We start from the raw sequence: 13908 nt of genomic DNA, 5'->3' as shown, positions 1-13908 counted from the left end.
TTCGGCGGTCGGACCCTCCCCTAATCGGCGAGCCGGTGGCGGATCCCGTCGAAGTGCCGGTGTATCGCCTCCACGGCGCGGTCCGCGTCGCGGGCCTCCAGCGCGTCGACGATCTCCCGGTGCTGACGGCAGGTCACCTCCGGGTCCGGGCGGGCGTCGGACAGGTCCTCGCGCACCCGGCGCAGCGCCGCCCAGAAGGCGTCCAGCACCTCGCTCAGCAGGTGGTTGCCCAGGGAGCGGTAGAGGGCGAGGTGGAACGCCCGGTCGGTGTCGCTGTGCACCATGCCGCCGCGCGCCTCCTCCGCCATCCGCCGCACCAGCCCCTTGAGGGCAGTGAGGTCCTCGGCGGGCAGCGTGCGCGCGACGGTGCCGATCAGGCCCGCCTCCAGGGCCTCGCGGACCTCCATCAGCTCGTACAGGCTCGGCTCGCCCTGGTGGTGGCGGACCGCCGCGCGGAAGGCGACGCCCTCGACGAACGGCTCCAGGGTGAGCGGGCCGACGTAGGTGCCGAAGCCGTGCCGGATCTCCACGATGCGCATGGCCTGCAGCGCCTTCAGCGCCTCGCGCACCGAGTTGCGGCTGACGTCGAGCAGGGCGACGAGTTCGGCCTCGGTGGGCAGCGGGTCACCCGGCACCAGCCCGCCCTGCAGGATCAACTTCTTGATCTGCGCCTGCACATCCTCGGACATCGTCCCTCGCGCCATGGAATCTCCCTCTCCCTCTCCCGCGACCGCGCGGGCCGCGCCGCCGGCCCTCCCCGAGCCCGTGGGGAGCAGGGGGCACCCCCGTCCGACCCGCCCCACCCGGGACCGCACATCCTTGACCGACCGCCTGTGAACAGGTCTATTGTGCTCCGACATAGGACATCCCACGTCCCATGTCCGGTGACATCGGTCATCATCCGTCCGACATCGGAGACCCGGAGCCCCCCATGGCACTGCCCACCCCTCTCCACGGCGTCATCCCACCGGTCTGCACCCCGCTCGACCCGCGCGGCCAGGTCGACACCGCCTCCCTGGCCCGCCTGGTCGACCACCTCATCGACGGCGGAGTGCACGGACTGTTCGCCCTCGGCTCCACCAGCGAGGTCGCCTACCTGACCGACGCCCAGCGCGCCACCGCCCTGGAAGCGGTGCTCAAGGCCGCGGACGGCCGGGTCCCGGTGCTCGCCGGCGCCATCGACACCACCACCCCGCGGGTCCTCGACCACGCCCGCACCGCCGCCGGCCTGGGCGCCGACGCCCTGGTCGCCACCGCGCCCTTCTACACCCGCACCCATCCCCGGGAGATCGCCGCCCACTTCCGGCATCTGCGCACGGCCGTGGACCTCCCCCTGCTCGCGTACGACATCCCCATGGCCGTCCACAGCAAGCTGGCGCCCGCCGTGGTCCGCGAGCTGGCCGAGGACGGCACCCTGGCCGGGCTCAAGGACAGCAGCGGCGACGAGGGCTCGCTGCGCCGGCTGATCGTGGCGCTCGGCGGCCGCACCGGCCGCCGCACCGGCCCCGCCCCCGGTTTCGCGATCCTCACCGGCTCCGAACTGACCGCGGACGCCGCCTTGCTGGCGGGCGCCGACGGCATCGTCCCCGGCCTCGGCAACGTCGACCCGGCGGGCTACGTACGCCTCTACGACGCGGCCCGGTCCGGCGACTGGGAGCGGGCCGCCACCGAACAGGAGCGGCTGGCCGCCCTGTTCTCGATGGTCGACACCGGCCCGGAGAGCGAGATGGGCCGCAGCTCCTCCGCACTGGGCGCCTTCAAGGCGGCCCTGCACCTCCTCGGCGTGATCCAGCGCGGCACCACCGCGTTCCCCCAACTGCCGCTGGGCGAGGAGTCGGTGCGGGAGGTCGGACGGCTCCTCACCGAGGCCGGTCTGGCACTGCCGCAGGGGGACCGCCGCAGCGGCTGAGGTTTCCGGCGCGGGGACCAGCGTGGGCCCCGGCCGGCCGTACGAGGGAGGGCGCCGCACGTCCCGTACGGGTGAAAGCCGTTGAACGCGAAACCAGGGAGTGCCGTCCTGGGGCAGGATGCCGTGCCATGGATGCCGTACGGGTCGCGCTGTTGCGCGAGGTGCTCGCCGGGACGGAGTGGGTCCAGGCCACCCGCAGGTTCGCCGGATCGCTGCGGGCCGCGGTCGCACCGCACGGCGGCGGGCTGCTGCTGGTCGGCAGCGCCGCGTACGAGCCCTGGCATCTGGCCGCCCATCTGGACGACGAGGCCGCCTGGTCGGGCCTGCCGGAGCTGTCGCCGACCCTGGTGCGCCATCGCGTCCCCGGCGGGGCGCCGGCTCATCTGGCGGTGGGGCTGGGGCGGCTGGCGGCGGCCGGGCGGGGCGAGACGCTGCTGGTCGTCACGCCGGGGCAGCCGGGCGCCGGGCTGCTGGAGCGGGTCCATGACGCCCGCCGCAACGGCGCGACGGTACTGGCGCTGGGCGGCGGCGACCGCGATCTGCACGCCCTGGCCCATGACGCGCTCGCCGCCCCCGCGCCTCCGCCCGACGGCGGGACCCATGCCCCCGCGGACCTCGACCTCGACACCGTCCAGCATCTGGTCAGCGCGGCCGCCGGCGAGAACAGCCTGCCCGCGCCCCGCCGGCACCGCCGCTTCCGCGACCGCCTGGCCCGCCTCGCCGACGCCCTGACGGAGCCGCCGCCCCCGCGGTGGTAGCGCCCCGGAGCCTGTGCTCGGGGCCCCGCGCCGCTCCCCCGGTCGCCCCGGGCGCGGGAGGTGCCCCCGTCCGGGTCCGGGTGGGCCGCTACGCGTCCTCGCCCGCGCCGCCCTTGCCCTTCCCGGCGTCCATGTCGTGCCACTTCGGGTCGGTCTCCCACTCCAGGTTCCGCTCCCGGGCGGTCTCCATGGCGTGCGCGGCCTCCTCGCGGCTGGCATACGGGCCGAAGCGGTCGGCGGCGCGGCACTCCGGGCCCTCCTCGACCGTCTGGTGCCGGAGGCAGTAGTACCACTCGCCCGGCTTACCGACCGTCCGCCTCTTGAACAGCGCCATTGCCGCCTCCTGTGGGTGTTCCGTGTCACCATCCTGCCCGACGGCCCGCGGATACACTCGCTGGCATGTCTGGCCAGTCGCTTCTTGTCCCGGGGAAGATCTCCCCCACCCGCCCCGTCCCCGCCTCGATCGCGCGCCCCGAGTACGTCGGGAAGGACGCACCCACGCCCTATACGGGGCCCGAGGTGCAGGACGCCGAAACGATCGAGCGGATGCGGATCGCCGGCCGGATCGCCGCACAGGCGATGGCGGAGGCCGCCAAGCTGATCGAGCCCGGTGTGACGACCGACGAACTCGACCGGGTCGCCCACGAGTTCATGTGCGACCACGGCGCCTACCCGTCCACCCTCGGCTACCGCGGGTTCCCCAAGTCCCTGTGCTCCTCGCTCAACGAGGTCATCTGCCACGGCATCCCGGACTCCACCGTCCTCAAGGACGGCGACATCGTGAACCTGGACGTCACCGCGTACATCAACGGCGTGCACGGCGACAACAACGCCACCTACCTGTGCGGCGACGTGGACGAGGAGTCCAAGCTGCTGGTGGAGCGCACGCGTGAGGCGCTCCAGCGCGCGATCAAGGCGGTCAAGCCGGGCCGTCAGATCAACATCATCGGCCGGGTCATCGAGTCGTACGCCAAGCGCTTCGGCTACGGCGTGGTCCGCGACTTCACCGGTCACGGCATCAACTCCTCCTTCCACTCCGGCCTGATCGTTCCGCACTACGACAGCCCGCACCACACCACCGACATCAAGCCCGGCATGACCTTCACGATCGAGCCGATGCTGACGCTGGGCACGCACGACTACGACATGTGGGACGACGGCTGGACCGTGGTGACCAAGGACCGCAAGCGGACCGCGCAGTTCGAGCACACGCTGGTCGTGACGGAGACCGGGGCGGAGATCCTCACGCTCCCGTAAGCGGCGGCGGGCTCTTCGTAGGGCGAAGGCGGCGGGGCGCGGCCTCGCGGGGCCGTCCGGGACGTGGGGCACATTTTACCGACAGCGCGTCGGGAACAGGGGTAGCCTGGTTACCGACAGGACGTCGGGAACGGGTTGACTTAGGTAAGCCTAAGTAGTTACGTGAGCCCCAGCGTCAGCGGCTCAGCGGAGTACCTGCTCCCGTCCTCCCCAAGCTCTCGAATCCGCTTGAGCAGGGGGGACCCATCCTCGGCCCCCGGAGGTCCGCCTTGGCAGCGTCCAGCCCGTCCAGCCCGAGCCCGTCCGATCCGCCCGCTCCCGCCACGCCGTTCTCGACGGTCATCCGCACGGCGTCCCACGAGCAGCACACGGAGGCCGAGAACTCCTCGTTCATGAGCGATCTCCTCGGCGGCCGGCTCGGCGTCACGGCCTACCGGCGCTACACCGAGCAGCTGTGGTTCGTCTACCGCGCGCTGGAGGGCGCCTCCGAGGCGCTCGCCGGCAACCCGGTGGCGGGCCCCTTCATCCGCCCGGAGCTGGCCCGCACCGCCGAGCTGGAGCGCGATCTCAGCCACCTCGGCGGGTCCGCCTGGCGCGACGGCCTGGAGCCGCTGCCGGCCACCGCCGCCTACGCCGACCGCGTGGCGGCCTGCGCCCGCGACTGGCCGGCCGGCTATGTCGCCCACCACTACACGCGCTACCTCGGCGACCTCTCCGGCGGCCAGATCATCCGCGGCACCGCCGAGAAGACCTGGGGCTTCGCCCGCAAGGGCGACGGGGTGCGGTTCTACGTCTTCGAGGACATAGCCAACCCCGCCGCCTTCAAGCGCGAGTACCGCACCCTGCTGGACGCACTGCCGGTGGACGACCTGGAGAAGCAGCGGGTGGTCGACGAGTGCAAGCGCGCGTTCCGGCTGAACAGCGCGGTCTTCAGGGAGTTGGGCGAGCAGTTCCCGCTGAGCGCGTGACGCCGGACGGGCCCGGGGGGGCGACCACCCCGGGCCCGAGCCGTTCCAGCAGGAGGTGCGGGCGCCGGTCGCCGGGCCGTAGTCGCCGGAGGCGGAGTGGAAGCGGAAGCGGCTCTCGCCGACCGGGGCGGCGCCGCCGGTCAGGGCCCGACCGCCGTGTGCGACGGACCCGGCGCGCTGCTGTCGCGGGTCCACCGGCAGCCGGTGGAGGCGATCGGGCCGCCGCGGACCGGAATTCCGCTGGTCATGCCCCGTCGCGAGCCATGACCCTTACCTTGACCGTGGCTTGACGGTTCCGTGACTGGCCATGGATCAATCCGTAATCGGGCCGTTGCCCATGAGAGCGGGATCACTGGACAGGGTGGGCAGGAGAAGGTAAGCCTCAGATAAGTTAGGGCCGCCTTAGTGGCGACCCTAACGTCTGTCTACCCTTCCCGTACGTCGTTTCCGTACATCCGAGCCCGCTGGGAGCCCCGTATGCGAGCCCTTCGCCCCTCCGCCGTCGCCGCCATCGCCGCGGTCGCGGCCGTCACCGCCGTCGCCGGCTGCGCCGCGAAGAACGACGGCAAGGCAGGAGGCGGCAAAGGCGCGATCGAGGTGACCGCGACCGACTCCAGCTGTGAGCTCTCCGCCAAGGAGTTCCCCGCCGGACATGTCCGCTTCGCGGTGCAGAACAAGGGCTCCAAGGTCACCGAGGTGTACGTCTACGCGCCCGGCGACCGCATCGTGACCGAGCGGGAGAACATCGGGCCCGGCACCAGCACGGAGATCACCGCCGAGATCAAGGCCGGTTCGTACGAGATCGCCTGCAAGCCGGGTATGAAGGGCGACGGGATCCGGCAGAAGGTGACCGCCAGCGGCAAGGCCACCACCGCCAAGCGCGACCCCAAGCTGGACGCCGCGGTCGCCGCGTACCGCAGTTACGCCCAGGAGCAGGCCGACCAGACCATCCCGAAGGCGCAGAAGTTCGCCGACGCGGTCAAGGCCGGCGACCTGGACGAGGCCAAGAAGACCTACGCCGTCTCGCGGATCGGCTGGGAGCGCACCGAGCCGGTCGCCGAGTCGTTCGGCGATATCGACCCCAAGGTCGACCTGCGCGAGGACGGCCTGAAGAAGGGCCAGAAGTGGACCGGCTGGCACAAGCTGGAGAAGTCCCTGTGGGAGGAGAAGAAGATCTCCGGGGACGACAAGAAGCTCGCCGACCAGCTCATGACGGACCTCAAGGACTGGCAGAAGCGGGTCGGCAAGGCCGAGATCACCCCGACCAGCATGGCCAACGGCGCCAAGGAGCTGCTCGACGAGGTGGCCACCGGCAAGGTCACCGGTGAGGAGGAGCGCTACAGCCACACCGACCTGGTCGACTTCCAGGGCAACGTCGAGGGCGCCGAGAAGACCTACCAGCTGCTGAAGCCGGTCGCCGCCAAGAACGACCCGGCGCTGGCCAAGGAGCTGGACAAGCAGTTCAAGGCGATCCACGCACGGCTTGAGGCGCACCGCGACGACAAGTCCGCCGACGGCTTCGTCTCCTACGACACGGTCGACAAGAGCGAGCAGAAGGAACTCTCCGACGCCGTCAACGCGCTGGCCGAGCCGCTGTCGAAGCTGGCCGCCGCCGTGGCCGCCGCCAAGTAGTCCACTGCCAGGCCACAGGGGGTCACCATGACGCACGACAACAGCACCGGCGCCCAGGGCGAGGCGGCCGCCGAGGACACCGCCGCCACCGACGCCGCGGCCGAGCAGACCGCCAACGGGCGGGCGCCCTCCCGGCGTTCGCTGCTGGGCTGGGGCGGCGCGGGACTGGCGCTCGGCGCGGTCGCGGCCGGCGGAACGGCGGCGGCGCTGCGCGCCGGCGGCGATGCCCAGCCGGCCGCCGCGGACGTGACCGCGGGTGCCGCGGTCCCCTTCCACGGCAAGCACCAGGCCGGTATCGCCACCGCGGTCCAGGACCGGCTGCACTTCGCCGCGTTCGACGTCACCACCGACGACCGCGACGAGCTGATCGCGCTGCTCAAGGACTGGTCGAAGGCGGCGGCGAAGATGACCGCCGGCGACGCGGTCGGCGAGGGCGCGGTCGGCGGGCTGGCGGAGGCGCCGCCGGACGACACCGGCGAGGCGCTCGGCCTGCCGCCGTCCCGGCTCACCCTGACCTTCGGCATCGGCCCGTCGCTGTTCGAGAAGGACGGCAAGGACCGCTTCGGCCTCAAGGGCCGCCGGCCCGCGGCGCTGACCGAGCTGCCGCAGTTCCCCGGCGACAACCTCGACAAGACGCGCAGCGGCGGCGATCTGTGCATCCAGGCATGCGCGGACGACCCGCAGGTCGCGGTGCACGCGATCCGCAACCTGGCCCGGATCGGCTTCGGCAAGATAGCCATCCGCTGGTCGCAGCTCGGCTTCGGCAAGACCTCCTCCACGACGCCGGAGGCCCAGACACCGCGCAACATGATGGGCTTCAAGGACGGCACCCGGAACATCGCGGGCACCGACCACGCCGCGCTGGCCAAGCACGTGTGGGTCGGCGAGGGCGACGAGAAGGGCGCGGCCGGCTGGATGGCCGGCGGCTCCTACCTCGTCGCGCGCCGGATCCGGATGCACATCGAGACCTGGGACCGCACCTCGCTCCAGGAGCAGGAGGACATCTTCGGCCGCAACAAGGGCGAGGGCGCCGCGGTCGGCAAGAAGAACGAGCGGGACGAGCCGCATCTGAAGTCGATGCTGCCCACCGCCCACGTACGCCTCGCGCACCCGGACTCCAACCACGGCGTGCGCATCCTGCGCCGCGGCTACTCCTTCACCGACGGCACGGACGGCCTGGGCCGGCTCGACGCGGGGCTGTTCTTCCTCGCCTACCAGCGCGACGTACGCGAGGGCTTCATCCCCCTGCAGCGGAGGCTGGCGGCCAACGACGCCCTCAACGAGTACATCCAGCACGTCGGTTCCGCGCTCTTCGCGGTGCCGCCGGGCGTCCGCGACGGCGACGACTGGTGGGGCCGGGAGCTCTTCGCCTGACGCCGCCGGCGCCGCTCGGCCGCGCCGGAAACAAGACTGCCGCCATCTGACTGCCGCCGTACGAAGGAAGGGAAGGCCCCGACGTGTTGGGCAACTACCTGATCGGTCTGCGCGAGGGCCTGGAAGCCAGCCTCGTCGTCTGCATCCTGATCGCCTATCTGGTCAAGACCGGGAGGCGGGAGGCGCTGCGCCCGGTCTGGCTCGGGATCGCGCTCGCCGTGGTGCTGTCGTTCGGGTTCGGGGCCGCCCTGCAGTTCGGCTCGCAGACCCTGACGTTCAAGGCGCAGGAGGCGCTGGGCGGATCGCTGTCCGTCGTCGCGGTGTGCCTGGTGACGTGGATGGTCTTCTGGATGCGGCGCACCGCGCGGCATCTGAAGCAGGAGCTGCACGGGAAGTTGGACGCGGCGCTGCAGATGGGCACCGTGGCGCTGGTGGTCACCGCCTTCCTGTCGGTGGGCCGGGAGGGCCTGGAGACCGCGCTGTTCGTCTGGACCGCCGCCCAGTCCGCGAACGACGGCGTACGGCCGCTGGTCGGGGCGCTGCTGGGGCTGGCGACGTCGGTTCTGATGGGCTGGCTGTTCTACCGCGGCGCGGTCCGGATCAACCTCGCGAAGTTCTTCACCTGGACCGGCGGGATGCTGGTGGTGGTCGCGGCGGGCGTGCTGGCGTACGGCTTCCACGACCTGCAGGAGGCCGAGTTCCTGCCGGGGCTGGGCAGCAAGGCGTTCGACATCAGCGAGCAGATCCCGGCCGACAGCTGGTACGGCACGCTGCTCAAGGGCGTCTTCAACTTCCAGCCGGACCCGACCGTCCTCCAGGTCACGGTGTGGGCTCTGTATCTGATCCCCACGCTTCTGTTCTTCCTCGCCCCGGGTAGGGTGTCGCCGAATCGTGCCACCCCGGCGGCCGCCCAGTCCGCCCCGGTCGCCCCGAAGGAGCCCGAGCCCCATGACACGCAGGTCGCCGTTCCGGGTGCCCGTAACTCTGATGTCGGCAGCGACGGCGCTGCTGATACTGAGCGGGTGCATGACGGTGCACGGCGAGAGGGAGATGCTGCCGGCGGTGTCGAAGGCTGAGGGCGCCAAGGCGCTCGACCGCTTCGCCGACGGCTTCAACAAGGCCAACCGCCGGCTCGATCCGAAGCTGAACCCGTCCTTCGAGGCGGGCCCGCTGCTCGCCATCGACCAGGCCGGGATAAAGGCCGCGCAGGCGCTGCGGCCGCAGGGCAACCCGGGCTTCCCCGCGCTGGCGTTCAAGGACGCGCACTTCACCGTGCCCAAGCAGAAGGGCTGGCCGAAGTACTTCCTCGCGGACGCGCTCAGCAACCGCAAGGACGCCAGTGGCCAGAACACCCGCTGGTTCCTGGTGTTCGGCCGCGACGGCATCGACGAGAAGTGGCGCGCGCAGTACTTCGCCCAGTTCCCCGGGAACAAGGCGCCGGAGCTGAAGACGGACGAGGACGGCTACGCGGAGGCGGTGCCCGCCGGCGCGGCGTCGGGCCTGACCGTGGACCCGGGCAAGCTGAGCCGCCGCTACGCGGACTTCCTCAACACCGGCAAGGGCGGCGCCTTCGCTTCGGGGCCGAACACCGACGGCTGGCGGGAGCGGCGCGCCAAGGACTCCCACCAGCTCGGTGCGCGGATCCTGTGGGAGGACACCGCCTCGGAGGCGCCGCCGGTGGCGCTGCGGACGACGGACGGCGGTGCGCTGGTGTTCTTCTCGACCTTCTACCACCAGCAGAAGACGGTCTCCGAGGGGTCGGTGATCACGGTGCCGGCGGGTCTGCGGGGGCTCGTCGAGGGCCCGCAGAAGAAGACCAACCGGATGGCCTTCACCACGGTCTCGTCCCAGGCGGTCACGGTGCCGGCCAAGGGGTCCGGCGGGAAGGTCGTCTTCCTCAACCGGCGCGAGGGCAAGACCTCGGTGAAGCCTCAGTAGGGGACCCGCGCAAGGTCGCCGACGCCGAAGGGGCCGCCCGGGTGATCCCGGCGGCCCCTTCGGTGTGCGGAGCGGGGGTCAGCGGCCGATCGGCCAGGCCGCCGACTCGTGGTAGGGCTCGCGGTCGGTGCGGTCGTGGAACTCGGCGCAGGCGTCGGTCAGCGACTCCAGCAGCGTCAGCGGGTCGGGCAGCGTCAGCTCGGGGCCGCGCAGCCAGGTCACCGCGGGCTGCTCGCCGGGCAGCGCCGAGGGCGGCAGGAGTACGTAGCTGCCGCGGCAGTGCCAGCGCAGCCCCGGGTGGTCTTCCAGGGTCTCGGGGTGGCAGTCCAGCTCGCAGGGCCACCACTCGTCCTCGTCGTCCGGGGTGCCGCGGGTGGCGGTGAAGAACAGCATCCGGCCGTCGCCGAAGCCGGCGCCGCTGAGCGTGATCGGCCCGACCTCGATGCCCGCCGCCTCCAGGCGCCCCAGGGCGCTGCGGCCCGCCTCGACGGGGACGTCGAGCACGTCGTGGGCGATGCCGGTGGCGGTGATGAAGTTGGCCTGCGGGAGGGTGCGGACCCAGGCGGCGACCATGTCGCGGTCGGTGGTGGCGACGGTCTGCCAGCCGAAGGAGATGGGATGTCGGCCCGGAGTGGGACAGCCGACGCGCTCACAGGAACAGCCGTAGCCGGAGGGGTGTGCTGCCGGGGCGACGGGGAAGCCCGCGTCGGCCGCGGCCAGCAGCAGGTCCTCGCGGCCGCGCGCGGCCGCCGATCCCGTGTCCGTATCGCCGCCGTCCGATCCGCTCTTCGGCCGGCGCAGCCACTGGGAGAACCTGCTCTTGCGTTCCATCTATCCCCTCACTTCGAGCGGTGGTCTGGGATCAATGCTGCCACCATCCTGCGCTTCGGGTGACCGGTGTGGGGATCCGGGGTGAACTGAGAACGGGCGAATACCGGCAATCCATCCCATCGGCGACACCTCGCCGGCCTCGTCCGCCGTCCGCCCGGCACGGTCAGTCGCGGGGGGACAGACCACGCAGTACCTGGTCGACAAGGGTGTCGACGAACTCGTGGGTCAGTTCGCCGGTGCGCATCAACCAGCGCTGTGAGAAGGGACTCAGCAGCATCTCGGTGGCCAGCCGCACATCGATGTCGTCGGCCACCTGGCCCGCCTCCTGCGCGGCCCGCAGCCGTTCGACGTAGACGCGGGTGCCGGGCTCCAGCAGTCGGCCGACGAAGGAGCGGGACAGCTCCTCGTCGCCGGCGCCGGCCGCCGCGAGGGCGCGGTAGGGGGCCTGGAACGCCGGGTCGTTGAACTCGTCGGCGGTCGCCCGCAGCACGAACTTCAGGTCGGCGGCCAGGTCACCGGTGTTCGGCAGGCCCTTTTCGTAGTCCTCGTCGACGCCGGCGGTGAAGGCGTCGAGCAGGACGGCGGCCTTGGAAGGCCACCAGCGGTAGATCGTCTGCTTGCCGACCCCGGCCCGGGAGGCGATGCCTTCGATCGTGAGCTTCTCGTAGCCGACCTCGCCGACGAGGGTGAGGGCGGCGTCGAAGATCGCGCGGCGGGAGCGTTCGCTGCGGCGGGAGGCGTCGGGTGCGCTTTTGCTGGCCATGCTGCGGAGTCTAGCGAGGAAGAGGCGAGACGTATCGTCTTGACGATACGAAGCGTCTCGGTCCATAGTGGTGGACATCAAGCGAGACGGACCGTCTCGCGAAAGTGGTCGACGAGGAGAGGGGATCCCCATGAGCAAGGGCAACGCGGGCGGAATGCTCGGCGTCGGAGGCACCCGGAGCAAGCTCTCGCGCGGTGCGCTGCGCGGCGCCGGCGGCGCCCGTAGTGGCCACGGTCAGCCGGATCCGCAGGACCGGCGCCGCGAGCTGCTCCGCAAGTTCCAGGAGCGGGCCCGCAAGGACTGACCGGGGGCCGTCCGAAGGGGCGGACCCTACGGGCGGTCCCAGTCGTCGCCCCACGCCGCGTCGCGGGCCGCGCGGTAGCGGTCGCCGTGCCGCTTGGTGACCGTGGCGCGCTCCAGGCCGTCGTCCGTCGTACACAGCTCCAGCAGGACCTGGCCCTTGCGGAGCTGGGGCTTGCGGACGATGCGGGCGGCGGCCGGGGCGGCGTCGAGGCCGGTGGCGGCCACGTAGGCGAACTTCTCGTCCTCGTACGGCAGGGAGCCGCCCTTGACCTGGCGGTGCAGCGAGGAGCGGCTGACCCGGGCGGAGAAGTGGCACCAGTCTTCCCCGGGGACGATGGGGCAGGTGTCGCTGTGCGGGCAGGGGGCGACGATCCGCAGCCCGGCCTCGACGAGCTGGGTGCGGGCCTCGCGGATACGGAGGTAGCCGTCGGGCGTGCCGGGCTCGATGAGGACGACGCTCTTGGCGGCGGCGGCCGCGGCGACAACCGCGCGGCGGTCCTCGGGGCGGAGTTCGCCGAGCACGTAGGAGACCGTCACGAGGTCCGTACCGGCGGGGAGGGTGAGGCCCTCGCCGAGGGTCCGGCGCTCCCAGTCGGTGTCCGGCAGCACGCCGGCGGCCAGTTCGGCACCCAGATCGAGGGCGGGCTGGGCCCAGTCCCAGACGGTGCTGTGGTGGCCGTCCCAGGTGGCGGCGGTGGCCCACGTCGCGGCGCCGGTGCCGCCGCCGATGTCGATATGGGTGGCCGGCGACCAGTCGGGGACCCGGGCGGCGAAGGCGGCCAGCGCGGCCCGTACGGCTTCGAAGGTGGCCGGCATGCGGTAGGCGGCGTACGCGGCCACGTCCGCGCGGTCGCGCAGGACCGGGGCGTCGGTGGGGGTGCGTCCCCGGTAGTTGGCGATCAGGCGGTCCACCGCCTGCGCGGCCTGCTTGGGCGGCAGGCCGTCGAGCAGGCCGGCCAGTGCGGCGCGCAGTTCCTCGTGCATTGGAGGAATTCTACGGCGGGCCCGGGCGCGCTCCCCCGCGCCCGGACGGCGCAGCGGACCTCCCGCCCGCCGTGCCTCAGACGGCCCCCACCACGGCTCTGGCCAGGCGGGTGGCGGCCGCGGCGCGCGGCGCGCTGCCGCTGATCCGGCGGCGGGGGTGGACGGTGTTCGCCAGCAGGATCAGGAAGGTGTCGGTGGCGCGGTCCACGACCAGGCTGGTGCCGGTGAAGCCGGTGTGCCCGGCAGCGCCCCGGCCCGCCAACTCGCCCATGAAGTACGGCTGGTCGATGCCGAAGCCGAGGCCGGGCGGGTCCAGCAGCGCGGCGACCGCGCCGGCGCCCAGGATCCGGGCGGAGCCGTAGGCGCCGCCGTTGAGCAGCGTGCGGCACAGCACGGCGAGGTCCTGGGCGGTGGAGAACAGGCCCGCGTGACCGGCCACCCCGCCCAGCGCCCAGGCGTTCTCGTCGTGCACCTCGCCGCGGATCATGCCGCGGTCCGCCTTGGCCCAGGGGCGCCGCTGGTCCTCGGTCGCCGCCACACCGGGCGGCGCCAGCGGGCCGTAGCACGTGCTGGACATGCCCAGCGGACCGGTGATGCCCTCGTGGACCAGGGCGTCCAGACGCCGGCCGGTGAGCTGCTCCAGGATCAGCTGGAGGGAGATCAGGTTGACGTCGGAGTAGAGGTAGCTGGTGTCGGGGCGGCCGGTGGGGGCGGCCGCCTCCCGCCACAGCAGCTCCAGCTGGGCGGCCCGGTCCCGGCGCTCGTAGAAGGGCAGCTCGGGGGCGAGTCCGGAGGTGTGGGTGAGCAGCTGGCGGACGGTGATGCCCGGGGCGAAGGCCGGCAGATGGGCCTTGACCTGGTCGTTGAGCACCAGGCGGCCGCGCTCGACCTGCTGGATCGCGACGATGGCGGTGAAGAGCTTGCTGAGCGAGGCGAGGTCGAAGACGGTGCCGACCCGCATCGGCTCCCACTGCTCGCGGGGCAGATCCAGCCCCCGGTCCCGCTCGGGGTCGTAGGCACGGTAGCGGTGCGCCCAGCCCGCGGCGGCCTCGGCGACCACGACCGGACCCCGGCCGGCCAGCACCACGGCCCCCGGGCACCACGGCGGCCGCCCGTCGGGCAGCGCGCGCACACCGCGGACCAGCCGTTCCACCCAGGCCGGGTCCAGCCCCGCCTGGGTCGGCGTGCCGT

Annotated in this window: 15 protein-coding genes; 9 read left to right on the top strand and 6 right to left on the bottom strand. The window is 72.4% G+C overall.

What is annotated here, in order from left to right:
• Positions 1 to 20: 20 nt before the first annotated feature.
• Positions 21 to 704, bottom strand: a complete 684-nt coding sequence (locus ACZ4NB_RS29030; protein WP_467665999.1) for a FadR/GntR family transcriptional regulator — start codon at positions 702 to 704, stop codon at positions 21 to 23.
• A gap of 227 nt (positions 705 to 931) precedes the next feature.
• Between ACZ4NB_RS29030 and ACZ4NB_RS29025 the strand changes: the two genes are divergently transcribed.
• Positions 932 to 1909, top strand: coding sequence for a dihydrodipicolinate synthase family protein (locus tag ACZ4NB_RS29025; protein ID WP_467665998.1), 978 nt, complete (start codon positions 932 to 934; stop codon positions 1907 to 1909).
• Between the two features lie 128 nt (positions 1910 to 2037).
• Positions 2038 to 2667 carry a hypothetical protein gene (locus ACZ4NB_RS29020; protein WP_467665997.1) on the top strand — a complete coding sequence of 210 codons (630 nt, stop codon included), beginning with the start codon at positions 2038 to 2040 and terminating at the stop codon, positions 2665 to 2667.
• Between the two features lie 88 nt (positions 2668 to 2755).
• Here the strand turns inward: ACZ4NB_RS29020 and ACZ4NB_RS29015 are convergent, their stop codons facing one another.
• Positions 2756 to 3001 carry a hypothetical protein gene (locus ACZ4NB_RS29015; RefSeq protein ID WP_467665996.1) on the bottom strand — a complete coding sequence of 82 codons (246 nt, stop codon included), beginning with the start codon at positions 2999 to 3001 and terminating at the stop codon, positions 2756 to 2758.
• A 65-nt stretch (positions 3002 to 3066) separates the two neighbouring features.
• On the opposite strand from ACZ4NB_RS29015, the gene map reads away from it, so the two are divergent.
• The 6 genes from map (at position 3067) to ACZ4NB_RS28985 (ending at position 9836) form a co-directional block, all read left to right on the top strand.
• Positions 3067 to 3924 carry a type I methionyl aminopeptidase gene (gene map / locus ACZ4NB_RS29010; protein ID WP_393496976.1) on the top strand — a complete coding sequence of 286 codons (858 nt, stop codon included), beginning with the start codon at positions 3067 to 3069 and terminating at the stop codon, positions 3922 to 3924.
• A 269-nt stretch (positions 3925 to 4193) separates the two neighbouring features.
• Positions 4194 to 4892, top strand: coding sequence for a biliverdin-producing heme oxygenase (locus ACZ4NB_RS29005; protein WP_467665995.1), 699 nt, complete (start codon positions 4194 to 4196; stop codon positions 4890 to 4892).
• 477 nt (positions 4893 to 5369) lie between these two features.
• Positions 5370 to 6524 carry an iron uptake system protein EfeO gene (gene efeO / locus ACZ4NB_RS29000; protein ID WP_467665994.1) on the top strand — a complete coding sequence of 385 codons (1155 nt, stop codon included), beginning with the start codon at positions 5370 to 5372 and terminating at the stop codon, positions 6522 to 6524.
• A gap of 27 nt (positions 6525 to 6551) precedes the next feature.
• Positions 6552 to 7898: an iron uptake transporter deferrochelatase/peroxidase subunit gene (gene efeB / locus ACZ4NB_RS28995; protein ID WP_467665993.1), complete on the top strand. Its 1347-nt coding sequence runs from the start codon at positions 6552 to 6554 to the stop codon at positions 7896 to 7898.
• Between the two features lie 83 nt (positions 7899 to 7981).
• Positions 7982 to 8974 carry an iron uptake transporter permease EfeU gene (gene efeU / locus ACZ4NB_RS28990; RefSeq protein WP_467665992.1) on the top strand — a complete coding sequence of 331 codons (993 nt, stop codon included), beginning with the start codon at positions 7982 to 7984 and terminating at the stop codon, positions 8972 to 8974.
• Entirely contained in the window at positions 8886 to 9836 is a 951-nt protein-coding gene (locus ACZ4NB_RS28985; RefSeq protein ID WP_467665991.1) for an SCO2278 family lipoprotein, read from the top strand. The genes efeU and ACZ4NB_RS28985 overlap by 89 nt, the downstream gene beginning before the upstream one ends.
• Positions 9837 to 9914: 78 nt before the next feature.
• On the opposite strand, the gene ACZ4NB_RS28980 is transcribed toward ACZ4NB_RS28985, so the two are convergent.
• Entirely contained in the window at positions 9915 to 10667 is a 753-nt protein-coding gene (locus ACZ4NB_RS28980) for a bifunctional DNA primase/polymerase (protein WP_467665990.1), read from the bottom strand.
• Between the two features lie 163 nt (positions 10668 to 10830).
• On the bottom strand, positions 10831 to 11430 hold the full coding sequence (locus tag ACZ4NB_RS28975) for a TetR/AcrR family transcriptional regulator (RefSeq protein ID WP_467665989.1): 600 nt from the start codon (positions 11428 to 11430) through the stop codon (positions 10831 to 10833).
• 130 nt (positions 11431 to 11560) lie between these two features.
• Between ACZ4NB_RS28975 and ACZ4NB_RS28970 the strand changes: the two genes are divergently transcribed.
• On the top strand, positions 11561 to 11734 hold the full coding sequence (locus ACZ4NB_RS28970) for a DUF6243 family protein (protein ID WP_467665988.1): 174 nt from the start codon (positions 11561 to 11563) through the stop codon (positions 11732 to 11734).
• A 26-nt stretch (positions 11735 to 11760) separates the two neighbouring features.
• Here the strand turns inward: ACZ4NB_RS28970 and ACZ4NB_RS28965 are convergent, their stop codons facing one another.
• On the bottom strand, positions 11761 to 12717 hold the full coding sequence (locus ACZ4NB_RS28965; RefSeq protein WP_467665987.1) for a small ribosomal subunit Rsm22 family protein: 957 nt from the start codon (positions 12715 to 12717) through the stop codon (positions 11761 to 11763).
• A 76-nt stretch (positions 12718 to 12793) separates the two neighbouring features.
• Positions 12794 to 13870, bottom strand: coding sequence for a serine hydrolase domain-containing protein (locus ACZ4NB_RS28960; protein WP_467665986.1), 1077 nt, complete (start codon positions 13868 to 13870; stop codon positions 12794 to 12796).
• Positions 13871 to 13908 lie beyond the last annotated feature (38 nt).

This window comes from Streptomyces sp. NPDC026575, from assembly GCF_055567415.1.
Note: the sequence above shows the minus strand (reverse complement) of the source record. Positions and strands in the feature narration are given on the sequence as shown.

Excerpts from the sequence above, each read along its gene's own strand:
- ACZ4NB_RS29030 (WP_467665999.1), bottom strand. The coding sequence starts at position 704 with ATGGCGCGAGGGACGATGTCCGAGGATGTGCAGGCGCAGATCAAGAAG.
- ACZ4NB_RS29025 (WP_467665998.1), top strand. The coding sequence starts at position 932 with ATGGCACTGCCCACCCCTCTCCACGGCGTCATCCCACCGGTCTGCACC.
- ACZ4NB_RS29020 (WP_467665997.1), top strand. The coding sequence starts at position 2,038 with ATGGATGCCGTACGGGTCGCGCTGTTGCGCGAGGTGCTCGCCGGGACG.
- ACZ4NB_RS29015 (WP_467665996.1), bottom strand. The coding sequence starts at position 3,001 with ATGGCGCTGTTCAAGAGGCGGACGGTCGGTAAGCCGGGCGAGTGGTAC.
- map (WP_393496976.1), top strand. The coding sequence starts at position 3,067 with ATGTCTGGCCAGTCGCTTCTTGTCCCGGGGAAGATCTCCCCCACCCGC.
- efeO (WP_467665994.1), top strand. The coding sequence starts at position 5,370 with ATGCGAGCCCTTCGCCCCTCCGCCGTCGCCGCCATCGCCGCGGTCGCG.
- efeB (WP_467665993.1), top strand. The coding sequence starts at position 6,552 with ATGACGCACGACAACAGCACCGGCGCCCAGGGCGAGGCGGCCGCCGAG.
- ACZ4NB_RS28985 (WP_467665991.1), top strand. The coding sequence starts at position 8,886 with ATGTCGGCAGCGACGGCGCTGCTGATACTGAGCGGGTGCATGACGGTG.
- ACZ4NB_RS28980 (WP_467665990.1), bottom strand. The coding sequence starts at position 10,667 with ATGGAACGCAAGAGCAGGTTCTCCCAGTGGCTGCGCCGGCCGAAGAGC.
- ACZ4NB_RS28975 (WP_467665989.1), bottom strand. The coding sequence starts at position 11,430 with ATGGCCAGCAAAAGCGCACCCGACGCCTCCCGCCGCAGCGAACGCTCC.
- ACZ4NB_RS28970 (WP_467665988.1), top strand. The coding sequence starts at position 11,561 with ATGAGCAAGGGCAACGCGGGCGGAATGCTCGGCGTCGGAGGCACCCGG.
- ACZ4NB_RS28965 (WP_467665987.1), bottom strand. The coding sequence starts at position 12,717 with ATGCACGAGGAACTGCGCGCCGCACTGGCCGGCCTGCTCGACGGCCTG.